Annotated in this window: 19 protein-coding genes, 1 pseudogene and 1 riboswitch; of the genes and pseudogenes, 6 read left to right on the top strand and 14 right to left on the bottom strand. The window is 49.5% G+C overall.

What is annotated here, in order from left to right; genetic code table 11:
• Window positions 1-12 precede the first annotated feature (12 nt).
• Genes cbiB through cbiD form a run of 8 tightly spaced genes read right to left on the bottom strand, consistent with a single transcriptional unit; the run spans window position 13 to window position 8,811 of the window.
• Window positions 13-984: an adenosylcobinamide-phosphate synthase CbiB gene (cbiB, locus tag BLHYD_RS07155; protein ID WP_005945000.1), complete on the bottom strand. Its 972-nt coding sequence runs from the start codon at window positions 982-984 to the stop codon at window positions 13-15.
• Entirely contained in the window at window positions 972-2,402 is a 1,431-nt protein-coding gene (locus tag BLHYD_RS07150) for a cobyrinate a,c-diamide synthase (RefSeq protein ID WP_005944997.1), read from the bottom strand. Before BLHYD_RS07150 ends, cbiB begins: the two co-directional genes overlap by 13 nt.
• Window positions 2,399-4,375 (bottom strand): bifunctional cobalt-precorrin-7 (C(5))-methyltransferase/cobalt-precorrin-6B (C(15))-methyltransferase, encoded by a 1,977-nt coding sequence (locus BLHYD_RS07145; RefSeq protein WP_005944994.1) that lies wholly within the window; start codon window positions 4,373-4,375, stop codon window positions 2,399-2,401. Before BLHYD_RS07145 ends, BLHYD_RS07150 begins: the two co-directional genes overlap by 4 nt.
• Window positions 4,368-5,099, bottom strand: a complete 732-nt coding sequence (gene cobJ / locus BLHYD_RS07140) for a precorrin-3B C(17)-methyltransferase (protein WP_005944991.1) — start codon at window positions 5,097-5,099, stop codon at window positions 4,368-4,370. The genes BLHYD_RS07145 and cobJ overlap by 8 nt, the downstream gene beginning before the upstream one ends.
• The gene (locus tag BLHYD_RS07135; RefSeq protein WP_005944988.1) at window positions 5,092-6,141 is read right to left on the bottom strand and encodes a cobalt-precorrin 5A hydrolase; all 1,050 of its coding nucleotides are present in this window, start codon (window positions 6,139-6,141) and stop codon (window positions 5,092-5,094) included. The genes cobJ and BLHYD_RS07135 overlap by 8 nt, the downstream gene beginning before the upstream one ends.
• Complete coding sequence (gene cobM / locus BLHYD_RS07130) at window positions 6,138-6,908, bottom strand: precorrin-4 C(11)-methyltransferase (RefSeq protein WP_005944986.1); 771 nt, start codon at window positions 6,906-6,908, stop codon at window positions 6,138-6,140. Before cobM ends, BLHYD_RS07135 begins: the two co-directional genes overlap by 4 nt.
• A 3-nt stretch (window positions 6,909-6,911) precedes the next feature.
• Window positions 6,912-7,601, bottom strand: a complete 690-nt coding sequence (gene cobI, locus BLHYD_RS07125) for a precorrin-2 C(20)-methyltransferase (protein ID WP_005944984.1) — start codon at window positions 7,599-7,601, stop codon at window positions 6,912-6,914.
• 19 nt (window positions 7,602-7,620) lie between these two features.
• On the bottom strand, window positions 7,621-8,811 hold the full coding sequence (gene cbiD / locus BLHYD_RS07120) for a cobalt-precorrin-5B (C(1))-methyltransferase CbiD (protein WP_005944981.1): 1,191 nt from the start codon (window positions 8,809-8,811) through the stop codon (window positions 7,621-7,623).
• Between the two features lie 819 nt (window positions 8,812-9,630).
• Window positions 9,631-9,737, top strand: a riboswitch (TPP riboswitch).
• A gap of 430 nt (window positions 9,738-10,167) precedes the next feature.
• Between cbiD and thiW the strand changes: the two genes are divergently transcribed.
• The 4 genes and pseudogenes from thiW (at window position 10,168) to thiD (ending at window position 12,950) form a co-directional block, all read left to right on the top strand.
• On the top strand, window positions 10,168-10,686 hold the full coding sequence (gene thiW, locus BLHYD_RS07115) for an energy coupling factor transporter S component ThiW (RefSeq protein WP_005944975.1): 519 nt from the start codon (window positions 10,168-10,170) through the stop codon (window positions 10,684-10,686).
• Entirely contained in the window at window positions 10,679-11,503 is an 825-nt protein-coding gene (gene thiM, locus BLHYD_RS07110; RefSeq protein ID WP_040350255.1) for a hydroxyethylthiazole kinase, read from the top strand. The genes thiW and thiM overlap by 8 nt, the downstream gene beginning before the upstream one ends.
• Window positions 11,490-12,050 (top strand): annotated as a pseudogene (gene thiE, locus BLHYD_RS17445) (thiamine phosphate synthase); the annotation flags it as partial. The gene thiM and the pseudogene thiE, both read left to right, overlap by 14 nt.
• Before the next feature lie 105 nt (window positions 12,051-12,155).
• Window positions 12,156-12,950: a bifunctional hydroxymethylpyrimidine kinase/phosphomethylpyrimidine kinase gene (thiD, locus tag BLHYD_RS17440; protein ID WP_050769857.1), complete on the top strand. Its 795-nt coding sequence runs from the start codon at window positions 12,156-12,158 to the stop codon at window positions 12,948-12,950.
• A gap of 87 nt (window positions 12,951-13,037) precedes the next feature.
• On the opposite strand, the gene BLHYD_RS07100 is transcribed toward thiD, so the two are convergent.
• Window positions 13,038-13,457, bottom strand: coding sequence for a PPC domain-containing DNA-binding protein (locus BLHYD_RS07100; RefSeq protein WP_005944967.1), 420 nt, complete (start codon window positions 13,455-13,457; stop codon window positions 13,038-13,040).
• 260 nt (window positions 13,458-13,717) lie between these two features.
• Here BLHYD_RS07100 and BLHYD_RS07095 point away from each other — a divergent pair, with 260 nt between their 5' ends.
• Entirely contained in the window at window positions 13,718-14,824 is a 1,107-nt protein-coding gene (locus tag BLHYD_RS07095; protein ID WP_005944964.1) for an endonuclease/exonuclease/phosphatase family protein, read from the top strand.
• A 127-nt stretch (window positions 14,825-14,951) separates the two neighbouring features.
• Here the strand turns inward: BLHYD_RS07095 and BLHYD_RS07090 are convergent, their stop codons facing one another.
• A complete protein-coding gene (locus tag BLHYD_RS07090) occupies window positions 14,952-15,374 on the bottom strand; it encodes a C-GCAxxG-C-C family protein (protein WP_005944962.1) in 423 nt (140 codons plus the stop codon).
• Between the two features lie 58 nt (window positions 15,375-15,432).
• Complete coding sequence (locus BLHYD_RS07085; protein ID WP_005944960.1) at window positions 15,433-16,521, bottom strand: DUF362 domain-containing protein; 1,089 nt, start codon at window positions 16,519-16,521, stop codon at window positions 15,433-15,435.
• Window positions 16,522-16,752: 231 nt separating this feature from the next.
• Here BLHYD_RS07085 and BLHYD_RS07080 point away from each other — a divergent pair, with 231 nt between their 5' ends.
• Window positions 16,753-17,145: a phosphate-starvation-inducible PsiE family protein gene (locus BLHYD_RS07080; RefSeq protein ID WP_021844566.1), complete on the top strand. Its 393-nt coding sequence runs from the start codon at window positions 16,753-16,755 to the stop codon at window positions 17,143-17,145.
• Between the two features lie 68 nt (window positions 17,146-17,213).
• Here the strand turns inward: BLHYD_RS07080 and BLHYD_RS07075 are convergent, their stop codons facing one another.
• From BLHYD_RS07075 to BLHYD_RS07065, 3 genes are all read right to left on the bottom strand, one after another.
• Window positions 17,214-18,107 (bottom strand): substrate-binding domain-containing protein, encoded by an 894-nt coding sequence (locus BLHYD_RS07075; RefSeq protein WP_021844567.1) that lies wholly within the window; start codon window positions 18,105-18,107, stop codon window positions 17,214-17,216.
• A 163-nt stretch (window positions 18,108-18,270) separates the two neighbouring features.
• Window positions 18,271-19,290 (bottom strand): UDP-glucose 4-epimerase GalE, encoded by a 1,020-nt coding sequence (gene galE, locus BLHYD_RS07070; protein ID WP_005944951.1) that lies wholly within the window; start codon window positions 19,288-19,290, stop codon window positions 18,271-18,273.
• A gap of 28 nt (window positions 19,291-19,318) precedes the next feature.
• Window positions 19,319-20,431 carry a phosphotransferase enzyme family protein gene (locus BLHYD_RS07065; protein WP_040350254.1) on the bottom strand — a complete coding sequence of 371 codons (1,113 nt, stop codon included), beginning with the start codon at window positions 20,429-20,431 and terminating at the stop codon, window positions 19,319-19,321.
• Window position 20,432 lies beyond the last annotated feature (1 nt).

Genomic DNA, 20,432 nt, shown 5'->3' with positions numbered 1-20,432 from the left:
TTCCTCTCATTTCTAAGCTAAAATCAGCCCCAGCACCGCAAACCTCGCCAGAGCAAAGATCAAAAGTCCTAGGCCTGCGGTGACATACAAAAGCCGATTTGATCTGGGAATGTCTTCTCTCTCAATGGGCCTGACCGAATCCCCAATCGTGGGCTTCTCATACAATTTCCCAAAATAGTATGCGTTTCCCGCCAGCTGCACGCCCAGAGCTCCGGCCATCACAGCTTCTGTCTGCGCGGAGTTCGGACTCGCGTGGTTTCTCCGGTCCCTCAGATAAATCTTCTTTGCGTTCTTTCCGTCAAAACCGGCCAGAAAGCTGGCCGCCACCATCAGCCAGCCACTGATTCTGGCCGGCACATAGTTGGCCGCATCGTCCAGCTTCGCCGCGCATCTGCCAAAATTTAAGTATTTCTCATTCTTATACCCCACCATGGAATCCATCGTATTGATTCCCTTGTACAAGAACATCAGCGGCACACCGCCGATAGCCATATAAAGCATGGGGGCAATCACTCCATCCGAGGTATTCTCCGCCACAGTTTCCACAGTGGCCTTGATAACTCCTTCCTCGCTCAAAGCCTTGGTATCCCGTCCCACAATCATGGAGACTGCATACCGGCCGTCCTCTAAGGTTCCCGTCGAAAGTGCCTCATAGACTTTCATGCTCTCTGTCTTCAAAGACTTCGTCGCCAGCATCTGATAACACCAAAAGGTTTCCACCGCCAGACCTGCCCAAAAATTCCACTGGTACAAAAGCAGCAAAACCGCCATAGGAATGGCGCCGCAGGCCAGAAGCACCAGAAGCACCAGTGCTATTCCTGCCGCTCTCTCCCCTGCCCCTGTCTTTGGAAACCAACGCCTTAGCTTCTTCTCCCAAAACGCTATCCATTTGCCGATCGCGCATACTGGATGATATAGCCACCGCGGGTCTCCCAGCCCCAAGTCCGCCAAAAAGCCTGCGCAAAGGGCGATCACTCCTGCCATTTTCTTTTCTCTCCTTTCGCCCCCATAGGATTTTCACACCTTCGTCTGGCCTGCGTTTTCCCACACTGCTTTAAGAAAGCCGCTGCCACCTGAGGGCTGCCGCAGTAATACAGATGGGGAAATCCGCACAGCTGGCTGTCCGTCCCATGCATGCACCTCCAGCCCCGGCTGCCAACCGGCTTTTGCGCCTGAAAATCACAGCCGCAGTTCTCCGAATCAAAGTAATGAAATTCATGGGCGCGTATCGTTCCTAAGTCTTCTCCTAACACCGGATGTTCTGCCCTTAGATTCACATAGCCAAACCGGTTCAGCTTCGGCGTCCGGTAGGCCGAACCTTCAAAGGCCCCTGCCATGGGATAGAATTTTCCATCCATTCCTTCCATCTGCTCATGCAGATACATAAAGCCTCCGCACTCGGCCAGACAGGGAAGCCCCTTCTTCAGCCAGTCTCCGATTTCTCTGCGCATACTCTGGTTTTCCGACAGTTCCTTTGCGTAGAGCTCCGGGTAACCGCCGTACAGCAAAAGCCCATCCAAATCCTCGGGCAGATGGCTGTCGTGAAGGGGCGAAAACTCCACCAGTTTTGCCCCCATGCTTTCCAAAAGACGCAGGTTATCTTCGTAGACAAAGCAAAAAGCCTCGTCTCTTGCCAGCCCCAGGCGCACCGGCCATTCAAGCTGAAACCCAAAAATCTGCGCCTCCTCCGTCAGATCAGAAGGGGGTAAATCCTGTGCCTGACCGGCCAGCTTTAGAATCCCATCCAAGTCCAAAGTCTCTTCCAGCACCTGTGCCAGCTTCTGCAGCTTTTTTTGCAGGTCCTGTACCTCCTCAGGCATCACAAGCCCCAGATGGCGGCTCTCAATCCGGCACTCCTCCACCTTGGGGACATAGCCGTAAGCCCGGATGCCCAGCTCTTCCTCCACCAGTTTTTTCATTCTTGGATAGAGCATCGGAGACATCTGGTTAAAAATCACACCCTGTATCTGGCTGTCTGCCCGGTATTCCAGAAATCCTTTCAGATAGGCGGCCAAAGACACGCTCATCCCTCTGGAATTGACAATCAGTATCACCGGCGTCTTCGTCTCCCGCGCAAGATCATAGGCACTGGCCTGGGTGGTGATGCCGCCTACACCGTCATAGTAGCCCATCACGCCCTCCATCACGGCCAGCTCCATCCCTCTCATATTCTCCTGCAGCAGCCAGCGCACGGTGTCGCCGCCAGCAAAAAAAGTGTCCAGGTTCCGGGATTTTGCCCCGATCACCTTACTGTGAAACATGGGATCTATGTAATCCGGCCCGCATTTAAAAGAGGCCGTCTGAATTCCCCGGTTTTTCATCGCCTGCAAAAGTCCGCAGGTAATCAACGTCTTTCCGCTGCCGCTGGCTCCCGCGGCCAGCAAAATTCTGGGTATCTTCATAGCTGCTCTCCTTTATGGCAGGTAATGATGTAGATGGGATTTTCTCCCATCATCATGTGATACCGGCCTAGATTTTTGGAACGGGACACGGCGACCTGCACCAAATCCGTACATTCCAGCTGCCATTCTTTGATTACGCGAAGAGCTTCAGAGACCGTCTCCAGCGTAATACAGTTGATCACCATCCGCACCCTGGGATTCTTCTCCAATAAGCATTTTACAATCTCACCCAGGTTTCCTGAAGAACCTCCGATGAACGCATGGGTGGGAGGTTCCAAAGCTTCCATAGCCTCCGGCGCCGTCCCCTCCACAATGGTCAGGTGATCCACCCGAAATTTTTTCTTGTTTTCCCAAAGAAGGCGAACCGCCTCTGGGTTCTTCTCGATGGCATAGACCCGGCCCAAGGGCGCGCGAAGGGCCATTTCCACAGATACCGAACCTGTGCCTGCTCCCACATCGTAACAGATGGAATCCTCCCTCAGCATCAGTTTTCCCAGGGAGACACAGCGCACCTCCGCCTTAGTCATGGGCGCTTTTCCCCGCAGAAAAGCCTCGTCCGGCAGGCCATGAGTGCTGCACCCGGCATCTGCCCAGGGATTTTCCACGCAGACTACGCTCAGCGGGTCAGAGGAGTACTCCAAAAGCTCCCCGGCCCTGGCCGAAAAAATTTTTTCATCCGGATAAGACAGGCGTTCGCCCACATGGAGCACCGCTTGGGAAAGTCCGTACTCTGTCAGGCTGCGGGCCAGCATTTTGACACTGTCCCCTCTTCCCAGAATCGCGAAAACCTTCCGGTGCCTCTGAATCTGAGCCAACAAATTGCAGTCTCTTCCATGGGCACTGACAATCTTCGCATCGTCCCAAGACAAGCCAATCTTAGCCATAAAATACACTACGGAAGAAATTCCACAGATCACTTCCACCTCAGCCTGTTCCCTCAAAAGCTCCAGAAGCTTTCTGGCACCGCTGTAAAAGCCCACATCTCCGGACAAAGCCACCACAATCCTCTCAAATTCTGGATGTCCCTTCAAATACTCGCAGATTTTATCGGCGCGGTATTCATAGCAGACAGCTTTTCCAGGCTGCATGGCCGCTTCCGCCATTCGGCGGGCTCCCACGATCAGGTCGGCCTCCTGGCAGGCCCGCCGGCCTTCCACCGTCATCGTCTCAGGACTTCCCATGCCGATGCCCAGAAGCGTTACCTTCTGGCGGACAGACAGGTGAAATCTCTTGGCCAGCTTCTGCTTCACCAAAAACACGTCGTCGCCCTCTTCCTCCCGGGGTCGGCCAATCACCACCAGGGTAGCTTTTGCCTGCATGGCCGCCTCGTATTTCTCCCAAAAACCGCCTGCGGTCCCGGAATCCTTCGTCACCAGATACCTGCACTCATACTGGCGCAGCATTGCCAGGTTCATCTGCGTGGAGAAAGGTCCCTGCATACCGATCAGATGCTTTCCCTCCACGCCTAGCGCCGCGCAGTCCGCAATCACCGACGGCAGGCTGAGCACCCTGGCATAGATTCTCTCCTGGTAATCCGAAAGGGCGGTAAAAGCTCTCAGCTCCTTGCTTCCAGTGGTCAAGAGAATATTTCCCTGCGTCCTCTCCAGGTAAGCCACGGCTTCTCCCGCGGATTCCACATAGACGGCTCCGTTCTCATAAACGCTTCTGCCCCGCAGCAGGCGCTGGTAGTCGCAAGCAGTCTGCACACAGGCTGTTTTGATATTCTTCGTGACCTCCACCGCATAGGGATGGGTCGCGTCGACGACCAATTCCGGTCTCTCCTCTTTTAAAAGTTTTTTCATCTCTTCCTGGTCCAGTCGTCCGGCCTGGACTTTCAGATATTCCGATTCCCTTAGCGCGCGGGCCCCGTATTCCGTGGCCACACAGGATAATACAGAAACCTTTTTCTCAGACAGCCATCTGGAAATCTCATACCCTTCTGTAGTCCCTGCAAACACTATGACTTTATACATTCCGATAACCTCTTGGCGTCACCATTTTTCCATTCAGATTCCGGGTCTGGGAATTTCCCACGAACACCGTCGTGAACATGTCTGTCTGTGTGTCCCGAAGCTCCCTCAAAGTCAGAATCCGTCCCTGCTCTCCTTCTCTGCCGATCTGGGATACCAGCCCGCAGACGGTATCTCCCGATTTATACCGAAGCATCAAATCGCAGGCCTTCTGCAGATAGTCATGCCTTTTTTTGCTGGATGGATTGTACAGGCAGATCACAAAATCCGCCTCGGAAGCATGCAGCAATCTCGCCTCAATCTTCTCCCAGGGAGTCAGCAGGTCACTTAAACTGATCAGACAAAAATCATGAATCAAAGGAGCTCCCAGCACAGACGCTCCGCCTGTAGCCGCGGTCACGCCGGAGACGATCTCCAGCTCCACCTCAGGGTAATTCACACCCACCTCGTACATCAGTCCGGCCATCCCATAGACCCCTGCGTCACCGCTGCAGATCATCGCCACTTTCTTCCCTTTTTTCGCCTCCTCAAAGGCCATCACACACCGGTCCACCTCTTTTTTCATCGGTGTCGTGAGAAATTCTTTTCCTGCAAAATGTTCTTTCACCAAATCCACATAGACGGTGTAGCCAATGATCACATCACAGTTTTTCAAAACCTCTGCCGCCTTGACTGTCATCAGTTCATAGGCTCCCGGTCCAATTCCAACTACCCAAATCTTACTCAAAACGTATCCTCCAATCTGGAAGAGCCAGTGCACAGGTCACACCGTCCTCCGCTGTTTTCCTCTGTATCAAACGGCCTGCATTTCCTGCCTTTGCCGCGCTTCTCTCACAGACACTGTCCACACCTGTGATTCCTCTCACAAATTCTGACGAGGTGAACTCTCCCGGCACTGTCAAAAGCTCCTCCCTGGTATAGGTCTCATAGGGAAGATCTGCGCTTTCACACCACTGCTGGATTCCCTCTTCCTCGGCTTTCAGGCAGATGCTCGCTGCACGGCCCAGAGCCTGCGGCCAGATTCCCGCCTGCTGCACAGCCTTTCTCACTCCCCGTTCAATGGCCTGCGTGTCCTTTCCTTTTTTGCAGCCCAAGCCGACAGCGACGATCTTAGGAACTAAATACACGGTCTGCGCAAAGGGCTTGCAGTCCTTTCGCACCGTCACCGCCGCACCGATAGCCGGATTTTTTGACGGAGCCTCTTCTCTTGCCAGAACCATGCCCTCTGGCAATTCACCCTCCCAGGGAAAATCGCTGTAAAAGCCCACCGGTTCCCCGGCCAGCAAGGCAGCAGAAAATGCCTTTGCAGCCGTCATAGGAAAGATCGCGCAGTCGTTTTTCTTTGCAAACACATCCACCGCAAACTTCCCGTGCAGATCTGTAGCCGTGGTGACTACAGCATTTGCTCCCAAAATCTGTGCCGTCTCTTTCGCCAGCTCGTTAGCGCCGCCCAGATGACCGGAGAGCAAGGCAACCACATACTGCCCGCACTCATCCACAGTCAGTACCGCCGGGTCTGTCTTCTTACTCTTTATGAAAGGAGCGATGCTGCGCACAGCAATCCCGCAGGCCCCCACAAAGCAGATGGCCTCGCAGTCCGCGAATCTTTGCCGGGTCCACTCCTTCAGAGGAAGCTCTAAGGAGTCCGGCAGATAGACACTCTTGACGGCGGTCTTAACCTGCCAGCCGCAGCTCTTGAAATGCTCACGGATTCTCTCTGCCAGCACACAGCCTGTCAGGCTGAAGCTGATTACTGCCAGTGTTCTCATTGTTCTTTCTGCTTCTTCCCTTCTCTGAATTCTGTGGTAAATTCCGGGTGATATAAAAGGGAACGGTCATAGTGACTGGCGTTTGCCGCCTCCCCGATAATCATCAACGCAGTCTTCGTAATCTGATTTTCCTTCGCGGTCTGAGCCAAGGTACCTACGGTACAGACAAATTTCTTCTCATCCTCCCAGGTGGCCTTGTAGACGATGGCCGCCGGGGTATCCGCCGTATAACCGCCCTCGATCAGACGCCGGCTCAGCTCTTCCAACATACCGGTACTCAAAAAGATCACCATCGTTGCCTGATGGGCCGCAAAGGATTCAATGCTCTCTTTTTCCGGCACTGGAGTTCTGCCGGCCATCCTGGTGATAATCACGCTCTGAGAAATATCCGGAAGTGTATATTCCAGATTCAGCGCAGCAGCAGCTCCACAAAAAGAGCTGACACCGGGACAGGAATCATAGGAAATTCCCATTCGGTCCAGTTCGTCCATCTGCTCTCGAATTGCCCCGTAGATACAGGGGTCTCCTGTGTGAAGACGGACCGTCACCTTTCCCGCTTGTTCTGCCTGTTCCATCACCTCTAGAACCTCCTCTAGAGTCATCTTCGCACTGTTATATACCTGACATCCCTCTTTCGCGTAGTCCAAAAGCTGTGGATTCACCAGAGAACCTGCGTAGATAATCACATCTGCCTGTTCCAAATAGGTTTTTCCCCGCAGCGTGATTAAATCCGGCGCCCCAGGACCCGCTCCCACAAAATGTACCATTCTTTACTCTCCTTTCTCTTTGGCAATAATCAGGGAATAATAGCCTGCGTCATCAGGAATCTCCTGAGCGCTCCGGTAAATCTGTTCCCCTTCCATTCCGCAGTTTTCAATCATCACAACGGTCTCTCCTCGCCTTAAAAGCTCTTCTCTTACCTGTCCGATCTTCTTGCCGGCTTTCATCAACACCTTGGTTCCCGGCAGCTTCAGCGCTTCCTCGATCTGATAGGAGGCTGGAATTACATGGAGCGGCTCTGCCTTCTCCACTAATCCTATGTTCAATCTCGCCGCCACCGCGCAAAACGACGTAATGCCGCTGACAATCTCTGCCTCAAAGCCCATGGCCAAAATCCTTTTATGTACATAGAGATAAGTCGCGTAGACGGTAGGGTCACCCAGAGTCAAAAATGCCACGGATTTGCCTTCTCTTAATTTCTCCGCGATCTGGGAAGCCCCCAGTCGATGGCTCTCCTCCAATCTCTCACTGTCTTTCGTCATGGGAAAGTCAATCGGCAAAACCTCCTTGTTTTCGATCTGTGGATAAGCCTGTCTGGCGATTTTATAGGCCACACTCTCTTCTTTTTTCTTTCCCGGCACCGCAATAATCTCACTTTCCTTGATGCGACGCAGCGCCTTCAAGGTCAAAAGCTCCGGGTCTCCCGGTCCCACTCCTAAACCGTACAATTTTCCTACCATAGTGATTCTCCTTGTTCTTTTATTGATGTTGAGAACAACATTCTCCCTTAGTACCTCTTATCTTTTCTATCAGATATCCGGCATCTCTCGTCTGTCCCAGATACCCATGGACATTGGAAAAAATCACCGCTCCCAGGGTAATCTGCTCGTAAGAACGATGGTCCAGATAAAACTGAATTTTCTCTAGCACCACAGCCATGGTCCGATGCAAGTATCCTCCTTGTTCCAACAGCGCAAGCGCTTCGTCGGTGGTACCACACTCCAAAATTTCTCTCACTAGTTCCAGACCGGCTCCCGCACGCACTGCGCTGGCGGCCAGAACCTCCATCCTGCCATCTGCACTGTGAGAATGCGTATTCATAATCCCTGCCGCCACCTTGATAAATTTTCCAATATGGGCCACAAAGAGAATTCCCTTTACCCCCAAAGAAACTGCCATGTCAATGGTCTCTCCCACATAATTGCTGCACTTCATATTTCTCTCAAAAGGCAAATCCATGTGGCCCCGCAGATAATCAGCTCCATAGTTGCCCGGCGTCACCAGCAGGTATTCCTCCCCGGACTGATGCTTCATCTTCATCTCCACCTGAATACTGGAAATCAGCGCCGCCTCACTCATGGGTTCTACAATGCCGCTGGTTCCAAGAATGGAGATTCCACCTTCGATTCCAAGCCTGGGGTTAAAGGTTTTCTTAGCGATCTCCTTTCCCTGGGGTACGGAAATGGTCACCGTCAGTCCCCCCTCATAATCCCATTCACTGCAGACTGCTTCCGTTTCCCTTTGTATCATCGCCCGGGGAACCTTATTGATCGCTGGGCTTCCCACCGGCTGTTCCAGGCCAGGCTTTGTGACCCTGCCCACGCCAGCTCCTCCTTCCAGCAAGAATCTGCCCTCTAAATTTTTTTGGACCTTTGCGTACACTAAAATTCCATTGGTGGTGTCCGGGTCGTCTCCGCCGTCTTTTCTGACGGCGCACTGAGCGCAGCCTTCTTCTAGCTGAACCTCTTCCAGCTTCAGATGCAGCAGGATTCCCTTTGGCGTCATCAAATCCACCTGGGAAAGCTTTCTCTGCCCCAGCAGCATAGAAGCCGCTCCTTTAGCGGCGGCGGCAGCGCAGGAGCCCGTCGTATAGCCATATTTCATCTTCTTATTGTTTTTCATTACATAGTAATCTTCCAGCCCTGTCTTCCAGGTCTTTTCCTCGTCCATAGACCATCGCTCCTTCCCGTCCAGATTGTAATATAAAAATTTTCATGCATCCTTCCCGGAGCGTTTCTGTTATAGGAAAATTCTTTCCAGTGACAATGCAAAGTGAGCAAGCCTATTTCCGTTTCCTTCTTCCCTCAGTCTTAAAGGAAGCTGCTCGCTTTGCGCTCCGCCGCAGACCGCCTTGCGGTGATATTCCTCATTGCGGCGTGTGCATCCTTCGCGGAGCGTTTCTATGTATAGGAAAATTTTTTCCAGTGACAATGCAAAGTGAGCAAGCCTGATTCCGTTTCCTTCTTCCCTCAGTCTTAAAGGAAGCTGCTCGCTTTGCGCTCCGCCGCAGACCGCCTTGCGGTGATATTCCTCATTGCGGCGTGTGCATCCTTCGCGGAGCGTTTCTATGTATAGGAAAATTTTTTCCTATACATAGAAAAAGGGCAATGCAAAACAGAGCTCCTGTCTCCTCCGCTTTGTTTTACATAGCCCTTACTCTCAAAATCACTGCGGCATCCGCACTCACAGCCGCAGAAATTCTGCTCAGATATTCTTACTGAATCCATTGCCTATTATATAGATTTCCCTCTGAAAAGTCAACCGAATGCCCATGTTTTAAAGGAAAAAGCATGCAGCAAATTACAGTTCAGATCTTCCACATCCCAAGACATACTCTCGCCAAACTGCTGCTTACAATGGTTTGTGTGCATCGCGAAGTATGTTACTGCTCACGAATTGTAAGTGAGTGAACGGTACCAATCGTTCCCCGCCCGACTATATATTTTTCAGAATACTTGCAAAAATCAAAATACAAGTGTATAATGTGGTTAATAAAAACAGGGGAGCTTGTACTTACAGGCTGAGAGGAAGTTTTGAACTTCGACCCTTTACCTGATGCGGATAATGCCGCCGTAGGAAGTCATGAACGAGAGATTTTTTACAGGAGGCATTCGACAATGCCTCCTGTTTTTCTGATATAGGAAAATTCTTTCCTATATCAGAAACGCTCCGCTAAAGATGCATACTCGCACAAGAGGTAATCACCGTAGGTGGCTGTGCTCGGCGTGTAAAGTAAAATGCACCCTCAAGATTGAGGGGATGGGGAGCTGACGTGGGTTTGCCCACTTTATACAGTTCAAGGAAAGGAGGTATTTTCACGGTCAATCCGTGACAGATTGAGGGGGAGCGCCCTGAATCTTGTATGACAGCGATGGGAAGCCGTGTTCCGGCGTGAGAGGAAGCCAGCAAGCTTCGACCGACCTTCCAAGGTTTTTCCATTTTCTCGGGAAAACCGTACTGAATTTTTGTGCAGGGAAGTGTCGGAAATATCGGCTGTTTTCTCTGTACCGCAAAGGAGCATCTTAAATGAAAACAAAAAATACTACAAGAAAGTTAATGTTGTCTGCCATGTTTGCATGTCTAGCCTACGTGTTAAACACCTTTGTCTACTTTCCAGCAATGGCACCTTTCCAGCATTTCGTGGATGTGTTGGCGGCCGTGTTTGTAGGCCCTTGGTATGGCTGCGCCAGCGCGTTTTTATGCGGAGCTTTACGTATGATGTCTGGACGTACCATTCAGGCAATCACCGGAGCAATCTTTGGCCCCATCATCGGCGGTCTACTCTATCGGAAAACCAAAAAGATTTACCTCGCCTATGTGGGAGAAATCATCGGCACTGGTATCTGCGGCGCACTGGCGTCCTACCCACTGATGAAATGGTTCTATGGCCTAGATCTTCAAAATTGGTACTACTACATCCCTTTTTATACCCCCGCCGCTGTGGTCGGCGGAGCGATGGGCGTCGCCGTCCTGCTTCTTTTAAGACGCAGCGGTGTCTTTCGCAGAATGCTCAGTGAATTGAATGGAGGCAACGATCATGTATGACTTTATCACCCCTCTGCACTGTGTGAGACAGAACCAACCTCTGATACAGTGCATCACAAATTTTGTAACTGTCAACGACTGTGCCAATATCATCCTTGCTACAGGCGGTTCCCCGTCTATGTCCCAGGACATCCGTGAGGTGGAAGAATCCGTATCAGGGGCTGACGCCCTGGTCTGTAACCTAGGAGCCATCGACTTTACCGCTTCCATGGTTGCAGCTGGAAAAAAAGCCAATCAATTGAAAAAGCCCGTCATCCTCGACCCAGTGGCCGCGGGCACAACCCAGCTTCGCCGGGAAGCATCCCGTACCCTGCTAGAACAGGTGCACTTTTCTGTCATCCGAGGAAATGCCTCTGAGATTCGCTTTCTATCCGGCCAGCAGTCCAGCGGAAGCGGCGTAGACGTAAGCCCAAAGGACGCTGCCACCATAGACAATCTTCCCGATGTCCTGGAAATGACTAGGTCCCTGGCACGAAAGGCAGGCAGCGTCATCGTCCTCTCCGGAGCGCTGGATGTTATCTCCGACGGGACGCGCAGTGTCGTCCTGCATAATGGCTGCCCGACCATGGCCCGCATCACCGGAAGCGGCTGTATGCTGACCGCCTTGATCGGTGCGTTCTGCGCGGCGACACCTGAAGATCTCTTCTGCGCGGCAGTTTCCGCGACGGCGGCAATGGGAGTCTGTGGAGAATTGGCAGAAAAAAGAAGACTCACGAACCAGACAGGAAATGCCACGTTCCGCACCGATCTCATTGACGCAATGTTCAACTTAACTGAAATACAGCTCAGGGAGGGAATTCACTATGAACTTTTCTAAAGAAGAAATCCGGCATTCCATGCTGCTCTACGCGATCACGGACCGCACATGGTTAAAAGAAGGGGAGACGCTGACATCCATCTGCGAGGACGTATTGAAGCATGGAGCGACTTTTTTGCAGATCAGAGAGAAAGATTTAGAACCGTCGGCTTTTCAAAAAGAAGCATTAGAACTAAAAGCTCTGTGCGCCAAATACCAAGTCCCCTTCGTGGTCAATGACAGTGTAGAGATCGCGCTGGCCATCGACGCAGACGGCGTCCATGTAGGGCAAGGTGATATCCAGGGTAAAAATCTGCGCGCTCTCATTGGAAAAGATAAAATCCTGGGAATCTCTGCGGCTACGGTAGCAGAAGCCGTCGCTGCCCAGGCCGCTGGAGCCGATTATATCGGTGTCGGCGCCGTATTTGGAACCAGCACAAAGAAAAACGCCCGCAATCTGTCCGTGGAAAAGCTAAGGGAAATCTGTGCTGCTGTCACGATTCCAGTGGTGGCCATCGGCGGCATCCATGCCTTGAATCTGCGAAAACTTTCCGGCAGTCAGGTAGACGGCGTTGCTGTGATCTCTGCGATATTCTCCTCGGACAACCCGGGAAAAGCGACCTCAGACCTACTAAGCTTAGCCAGACAGCTAGTACAACCTACCCCTCGCCTGATGAGGACGGCGCTTTCCATCGCCGGCAGTGACTGTAGCGGAGGCGCCGGTATTCAGGCAGACTTAAAAACTATGACCATGAACGGTGTATATGCCATGAGTGCCATCACCGCTCTCACGGCCCAAAATACAACCAAAGTGGAAAAAATTGTAGAAACCAGCCCCGATTTTCTCAAATCACAGTTGGACATGATTTTCACAGATATCTTCCCGGACGCCGTAAAAATCGGAATGTTGCCCAATGCCAGACTCATAGAGGTCCTCGCAGAAAGGTTGCGGTTTTATCAGGCCAAACACATCGTGCTAGATCCTGTCATGGTCGCCACCTCCGGTTCCATTCTGATGGAGACCAGCGCAGTCTTAACCCTAAAAAAAGAGCTACTTCCCCTAGCAGAGCTGGTGACTCCTAATATCCCAGAAGCCGAAATCCTTAGCGAGAGGAAAATCACAACCCCAGAAGAAATAGAAGCTGCCGCCGAATTTATCGGCAAAACCTACCACTGTGCAGTCCTGATCAAAGGCGGACACAGCGTCAACACTGCCAACGATTTGCTCTGGGCAGATGGCCAGATGGAATGGTTCTACGGCAGATGCATTCCAAATCCCAACACCCATGGAACTGGCTGCACGCTTTCTAGCGCCATCGCCGCGAATCTCGCCAAGGGCTATTCTCTGTCGACTTCTGTCCAACGTGCAAAGAAATATCTCTCCGGCGCTTTATCTGCAATGCTGGATTTGGGCGCTGGCAGCGGCCCCATGAATCACGCCTTTTGTCTGACGGGAGAATTCTCCTGATTGCCGTCTTTCCTAAACCCAAGAGGGACAGGTACACCTCCTGGTATCCCTGTCCCTCCTGTATAAATGGAATTCTATTCTGCTTTCTTAAAACTCAAACAGATTCAATCCAACACTGTCGCTGAATTTTCTGCCGACACTTCCCGGAATCACCTGAAGAATAATCTCTGCCGTGGCACTGACCACTGCCCGGTTCAGATGGCCGCCGTATACGTTTCCCTTACTGTCACCTGCACTCAAATGTGCATGCAGATACACTTTCCCTTCTTTCCGAGTGAGGGTCCCTGTCAGGGATACAATCTCCAACGCTCCCTCAAACTGATTGGCATGGTACTCTTTCGTCACCGTGTCAAATACCCCTGTGGTCAGCTCTTTGACCGCGCCCAGTCCACTGATCGTTGCAAGCTGAATTTCTTCCTTGGCGGCAACCTCCGTCAGCTTTTCACAGACTTCCTCCTCTGGGTCCAGTCTTAAAACAATCGTATTTTCAAAACGTCTGTATTCCATAACTTTTCTCCTCTCTTAACTATTTTTTCGTCCCGTCCTTTGCGGACACAAAAACCTTATGGCCTCGGAAAGTATCATACCACAGAAACGGCTCCGTGTCATGGACTCAGTTTGGGGTTGATCCAGTTCCTATCATTACACACTCTCACCTTTTGTGAGCCCTGAATTTTTCGAAATTTTTTCTTAGAACCATCAGAGGTTTATCTTGTTGAATCTCACCGGGTATGATAGAGTATAAGTAGAAGTTATCGGAGGTTTTTATGAAAACAAAACGTATCAGTATCCGCATTTTGATCGGAGTTTTATTCTTCCTGCTGCTCTGCGTGGGAGGATATCTTCTATATCTGGAAGTCACCTACTACCGAATCGACGACGAGGTCTCCCTAAAGACCCAGAACAACCGCCACACCGACCAGCTTCAAGCCGGACAGTCCTACACCCTGACCACCTACAACATCGGTTTCGGAGCTTATGAACCCACCTACTCCTTTTTCATGGACACAGGAAAGATGAAAGACGGAGACAAGACTCGGGGCAAATACTCCCGGGCCTACAGTCGGGAACGAGAGCTGGCCAACACCAAGGGTAGTATTCGCACACTGATGAATTTAGACTGTGACTTTTATTTCGTCCAAGAGGCGGATGTAAAAGCCACCAGAAGCTATGAGGTCAATCAGGTGCAGATGCTCCAGAATTCTTTAAAAGACTATGGCTCTATTTACACCAGTGCCTTCCACTCCGCCTACTTGTTCTACCCTCTGACAGAACCTCACGGCAAGACGGAAAGCGGATTGGTCACGTTCAGCCGTTACCCCGTCACCAAAAATATCCGCTATCAGTTTCCTGTCACAAAGAATCCGATCGTAAAATTCACTGATCTGGACCGCTGTTTCACCGCCTCCTATCTAAAAGTAGATACCAAACGAGATTTAGTCCTCGTAAATTTACATATGTCCGCCTATGACAAAGGCGGTGTTATCCGTCAGAAACAGTTAAAACGTCTCAATGAATTCCTGAAGTCCGAGGCAGAAGAAGGAAATTACGTCATCGCCGGCGGAGATTTCAATCACGATATCGCCGGAAGCAAAGATCTCTATGAGTCTGGTCAGGAAATTCCAGAGTGGATATACCAACTCTCTGACTCCGATCTGGCTGAGGGCTATTCTTTTGTGATCCCTGAAAATCTGGGTGAGGTTGCCAGTTGCCGAGGCGCTGATATCCCCTACCAAAAGAATGTGACCTACACCGCCGTGGTAGATGGTTTTCTCGTCTCCGACAATGTAAAGGCCACCAGCACTGTAATCAGTACCGGATTCGCCTACTCGGACCACCAGCCGGTGAAATTGACTTTCTCTTTACTGCCTTAGGAACGAGAACTCTACTACACTGCAAAATACCCAGCGATCACGCATGGAAACGCGTAACCGCTGGGTATTTTATCTCTTTCGATATACTAATTTTACAATTTCACCTTTTTCAGAGTCTCTAACCTTCTTACTCTTTTATCAGCTCCGCTTCTTTTAACACTTCCTCCAAAATCACCACAGCATCTTCAATGCATCCATCGCAGCTTCGAAGCGGTGTCCCTGTCTGAGCACCTTTGAGTTCCTCACAGATCGTTGACTGATTCTTCTCCTGAAATTTGCTGAGCAAAACCTTAGACAATTTGTAAGTTTGAGCCTTACTCTTACACTGCTCCTTTCCCTCACTTCTTAAAAGTCCCGCCACTGCGCAGGCTCCTGAGATGGCACCGCAGGTCCCTTTCATGCCGCCCATGCCACCACCAAAAGCCTCGGTCACACGAAACAAGGTGTCCTCATCCATCTGCACCACATCACAGAAGGAACAGGCTACTGCCTGCGCACAGTTATATCCTTTTTTGTGAAGTTCCATTGCCTTTTCTACTCTCTTTGTCATCCTCTTACTCTCCTTTTCTTTTGAATTTTTGTAACTGTAAAAACTGAACTGCTATGAATTATCTCTCCAGGAACTCCTTTAGAAAGTCATAAATCTGATTTTCTGTGGGCGGACAACCCTCTAGACTGTGCCGAAATTTCCTGGTACAATTTCCGATTCCCAGCTCCCCGGTTTTCCCACGATACCCCTGACCAATGCAGATTTTCTCCCGAAGCATAGAAAACTTTCCTTCCTCTCTCAGCCGATCCAAGGCAGGAATCAAATAGCCATAGCAGGCGCTACAGGATTCCACTTCCTCAACCGCGTCTCGCAGCTCTACAATTTTTCTGGCATAGGGCAGTTCTTCCTCCACCTCCTGGCAAGAATGCAGAACTAGCTTTGACAAATCCGCACTGCCCACTCCCAAATCCTGAGCCAAGCCGACATAAGGCACCTCTTCCAGACGATAGTGCATCTTCTCACAGACATAGGCATCGCAGAGAACTGGATCCCTAGCCGTCAGAATCCGGTCACAGACCACAGGATTTCCACCGTCCTCAAAGTCCAGATCTCCACAGATATGGTCTACCACAATAAAATCCTGATGAATGCCACAGTTCAGGTGCGCAATGGGCGCATGAAGACCCATAGAATGAAATCTTCTCTTTTCCGAGTTTGGAATCAGTCCTTTCAGGTTCTTCAGTGCACAGGTGATCTTCGTCTGACAGTGCCCCTTCCAGACCGGAACATTGACGAGAAATTCGATTTTCCTCACACTGTCACAGAGATTCAGTTTCATTCCCCGACATTCCTCTTGGTAAGAACCATCCTTTTGCGTGTCCCAAAATTCCACACCATACCTCTCACACAGACTCCGATAACCACAGATTTCCAGCGCGTCACTAGTCCGATCTCCAACCCAGGAACCTTCCAGAATTACCATTCTTTGAAAACCATTCTCCTGAAGATACTCCAAAATCCCTGCGACGATTTCCGGGTGGGTAGTCGCTCCGTAAGAAGCCTCACTAGGAGAAACCAGATTAGGCTTAATACCCACCAGAGTATCCTTGGATGGTATCAGTTCCGCCAGCTCTGAGGTTCTTAAAATTTTCTTAGTCATCTCTTTATAGTCTTTTCCATAGATGACACAAATCTCGTTTTTTTCCATTCACTCTACCTCAAACGTGTTCACTTTTTTTCATTATACGTCTCCAATCTTTTCTTGTAAATCTATTTTGGCGACAAATTCCGGCAATCCACTAACACAATTTCTTTCTATATTAGAACTGCCGTACAACCAGATGAACATATAACTAATTTTTCATAGCGCATCTATAAAATATATGATATACTTCTAAGCGTACAGTTTTATCCACAAATCAATCATCAGGAGGTAACTGTGAAACGTTTAAAAAAATCTCATGAATACATGTATAAAATCACCCATGTCGGTGAGCTTTTGCTCGCTATTGTCATTCTCATCGCTATTATCATATCTGGCGTCTCCCTGGTATTAGAGCTGACACAGTTTTCATTCACCCATTTAGACATCTCAGCATTCACTCAATTTCTCGCCAACGGGCTCTCATTGGCTGTGGGAATCGAGTTCGTAAAAATGCTCTGTAAGTACACGCCGGAGACTGTAGTGGAAATTCTAATGTTTGCAATCGCAAGACAGATGATCGTAGAACATCTACAGTTGTCACAGATGTTTATCGGTGTCTGTGCCATCGCTGTATTGTGCGCAGTTCGCAAATATCTGATCTCTGTATCAAAAGATTCCGAATCATAACCAAAGAGGACAGGTTCATCTTCAATTTCCTATTAAAACAGACCTCTCAGCTAAGAGAGGTCTGCTATTTACTGCTTCTTTTCTTTTTCCAATTCACTCCACTCAGAGAGCTCTCCACCGTAGATCGCTTTTAACTGTTCCATATGGATATTTTCTAGAGGATTCTCGCGGTTGACCGCAATCCCAATTCCATCCTTTGCGATCCTCTCATAATTGAACACCTCTTTTTCATAGTATTCTAATTCTCTAGAGACCATCGCAAAATCACATTCGCCTTTCAATAAGTCCAAAACTCCCTGCTCGGAGTCCGACGCCTCCACTTCTACCACTGCGTTGGGATTTTCCTCCATATAACCTTCTGCCAGCTTTTTCAACAACGGTGCCATTGATGTGGAACCGTGGACTTTTACAGTTCCCTTCGGCCGTTCTGTCAGAAATATCTCAGATTTTCCAACAGGTACGAATTCCTCAGCCACAATATCCTGCCCCACTCCAGCCACATAATTCAGAAAGTCCTGCTCTGCCTCCTTTAGTTTTTCCGAGTGTGCCAAGTAAAACGATCTGCTCAAATCATACTTTCCACTGGCAATATTCTCTTCACTGAGCTTAACTCCCCCTAAATCCAGCAGTTTCACCTCCGACAACTGATCGCCTAAACTGCCGTAAGAGACATAACCGATTCCGCCTTTAGTCTCCCCCACCTTTCTTAAAACTTCGTCGGAAGACTTCGCAGTATCCACATCCTCCCTGATCAGGTCTTGATATTCTCTCCCGCTGCTTTTCTCTCTCAACCCTGTCAAATCCGCAAACACAGTCCGGGTACCGGAGCCTTTTTCTCTGGTAATCACAGAAATCTCTCCCATCTCAGAGAGTCCCTCTACTTCTTTTACTGTTTTTTCAGACGCACATGCTGTCAAAGTCATAACTACACAGACAGCTACCAACATCCACCATCTCTTCATCTTGTCCTCCCAATTTATCACCTTTCGAACCTGTCTTTTCAACAGAATTCCCTTTTCATATTCTAGCATTTCGGTGTAAAATCTCGGTAAAGTCAAGATATAATCTGCGTAAAATTACAATTTTTATAGCTGCCCCGACACGTCTACTCAAAACTGGCTGCTTCTATTTCCTGTATCCGTCCGGATTTTGACTCTGCCATCTCCAGGAGTCTTCACACATCTCTTCCAGTCCTCTCTTTGCCGTCCAGTTCAGCTCCTTCGCTGCTTTAGAAGCGTCACAGTAACAAGTAGCGATATCTCCTGCACGGCGCGGCTTGATCTCATAAGGAATCTCTTTGCCGCAGGCTTTTCCAAAGGCTTTCACCATATCCAACACAGAATAGCCGTTTCCAGTTCCCAAATTATAGACAGACACACCTGCCTTTTCTCTAAGTTTCTCCACTGCGCGTACATGACCAACCGCCAAGTCTACCACGTGAATATAGTCTCTAACTCCGGTACCATCCGGGGTATCGTAATCATTGCCAAACACTCCCAGACGTTCTAACTTACCGATCGCTACCTGAGTAATGTAAGGAATCAAATTGTTGGGAATTCCCTTGGGGTCCTCACCGATTTTTCCGCTCTTATGAGCTCCAATAGGATTAAAATATCGAAGCAGCACCACATTCCACTCCGGGTCTGCCGTGTGCAGATCTGTCAAAATCTGTTCTAGCATCCACTTCGTCCAGCCGTACGGATTCGTGCAGACACCTTTCGGGCACTCTTCTGTGATCGGAATAAAAGCTGGGTCTCCGTACACAGTCGCAGATGAACTGAAAATAATGTTTTTCACACCGTGATTTCTCATGGTATTACATAGAACTAACGTGCCTGCAATATTATTCTCATAGTACTCAATCGGTTTTTCCACAGACTCGCCGACAGCTTTCAAGCCTGCAAAGTGAATGACGGCCTCTGTCTCATTTTCCTTGTCAAAAATCTCATTCATAGCCTTCTCATCCCGAATGTCCGCCTCATAAAATCTCACCTGCTTTCCAGTGATCTCTTCCACTCTTTTTAAGGATTCTCTGGATGAGTTATACAGGTTGTCCACCACCGCGACATCATATCCTGCGTCCAAGAGCTCCACACATGTATGACTTCCAATAAAGCCGGCTCCTCCGGTCACTAAAATAGACATATCTCAATTTCCTCCTGTCAAATTTTTCTTATTGATATTTTTTTACAATCTGCTGCATCATATCCCACTTTCGTTCCATGTCCTCCACCAACTTAAATTGTGTTCGGCACCGGTCCAAATTGTGCTCCTCTCGATGAATCTTAAAGTAATGGTCCCCTTCCAGATAGTCCGTCAAAAATCTCATACCGCACTCGAAGGTCATTACCTTTGCCCCCATAGGTAGAAGCTCCACTTCCCTTGGGGTAAGCCTGCCTGCACAGCCCTCTAGAAAACCTTTTACATAGATCTCAAACAGTTCCATGCTACAGGACACCTTACTCAAATCCTGCTCGTCTTCCGCGGCAGTGCTGGCTCCGAATCTAATGGAATCACCGAAATCATTCATAGCAAGTCCCGGCATTACCGTATCCAGGTCAATGACACAGATTCCCTTCCCGGTGCAATTGTCAATCATGATATTGTTCAGCTTTGTGTCATTGTGGGTCACTCTTAGAGGAAGCTCTCCTTTTTCCTGCAAGTCAGAAAAAATATTTGCTACCTCCTCATGGGCCAGTACAAACTCAATTTCCTTTTGAACCTTCGCTGCGCGTCCACACACATCTTTTTTCACTGCCTCACGGAAAGTCTGAAATCTAGCCTTCGTGTCATGGAAGCCCTGGATAGTTTCATGTAGAGTCCCCGCCGGATAATCTGAGAGAAGTCTCTGAAAATTGCCAAATGCAACCGCGCTCTGGTAAAAATCTTCCGGTTTCTCCACCTGGTCATAGCTGGTTGCGTCTGTAATAAAGATATAGGAACGCCAATAATCCCCTTTGGAATCGATATAATAAGGCTTCTCCCCCACCGTTGGAATCAAATTCAGAGTCTCTCTATCAGGATCGCCGCCATTTTCTATAATTTTTTCCCGAAGATAGGAAGTCACGCCGATGATGTTCTCCATCAGTTCTTCCGGTTTCGTGAAAATTTGCTTGTTCATTCTCTGCAAGATGACTTTCATTCTTCCCATAGAGGCAATCTCAAAAGTCAGCAGATAAGTATCATTAATGTGACCGCTTCCATACGGTCTTGTATCAATTAACGTTCCTTCAAACTTAAAATTCTGAATCGCTTCTTCTACCTGCCTATTTGCCACACGTTCCATG

Origin of the sequence: Blautia hydrogenotrophica DSM 10507 (genome assembly GCF_034356035.1) — a bacterium.
Lineage (GTDB): Bacteria > Bacillota > Clostridia > Lachnospirales > Lachnospiraceae > Blautia_A > Blautia_A hydrogenotrophica.
This window is presented reverse-complemented; position numbering and strand designations above follow the sequence as displayed.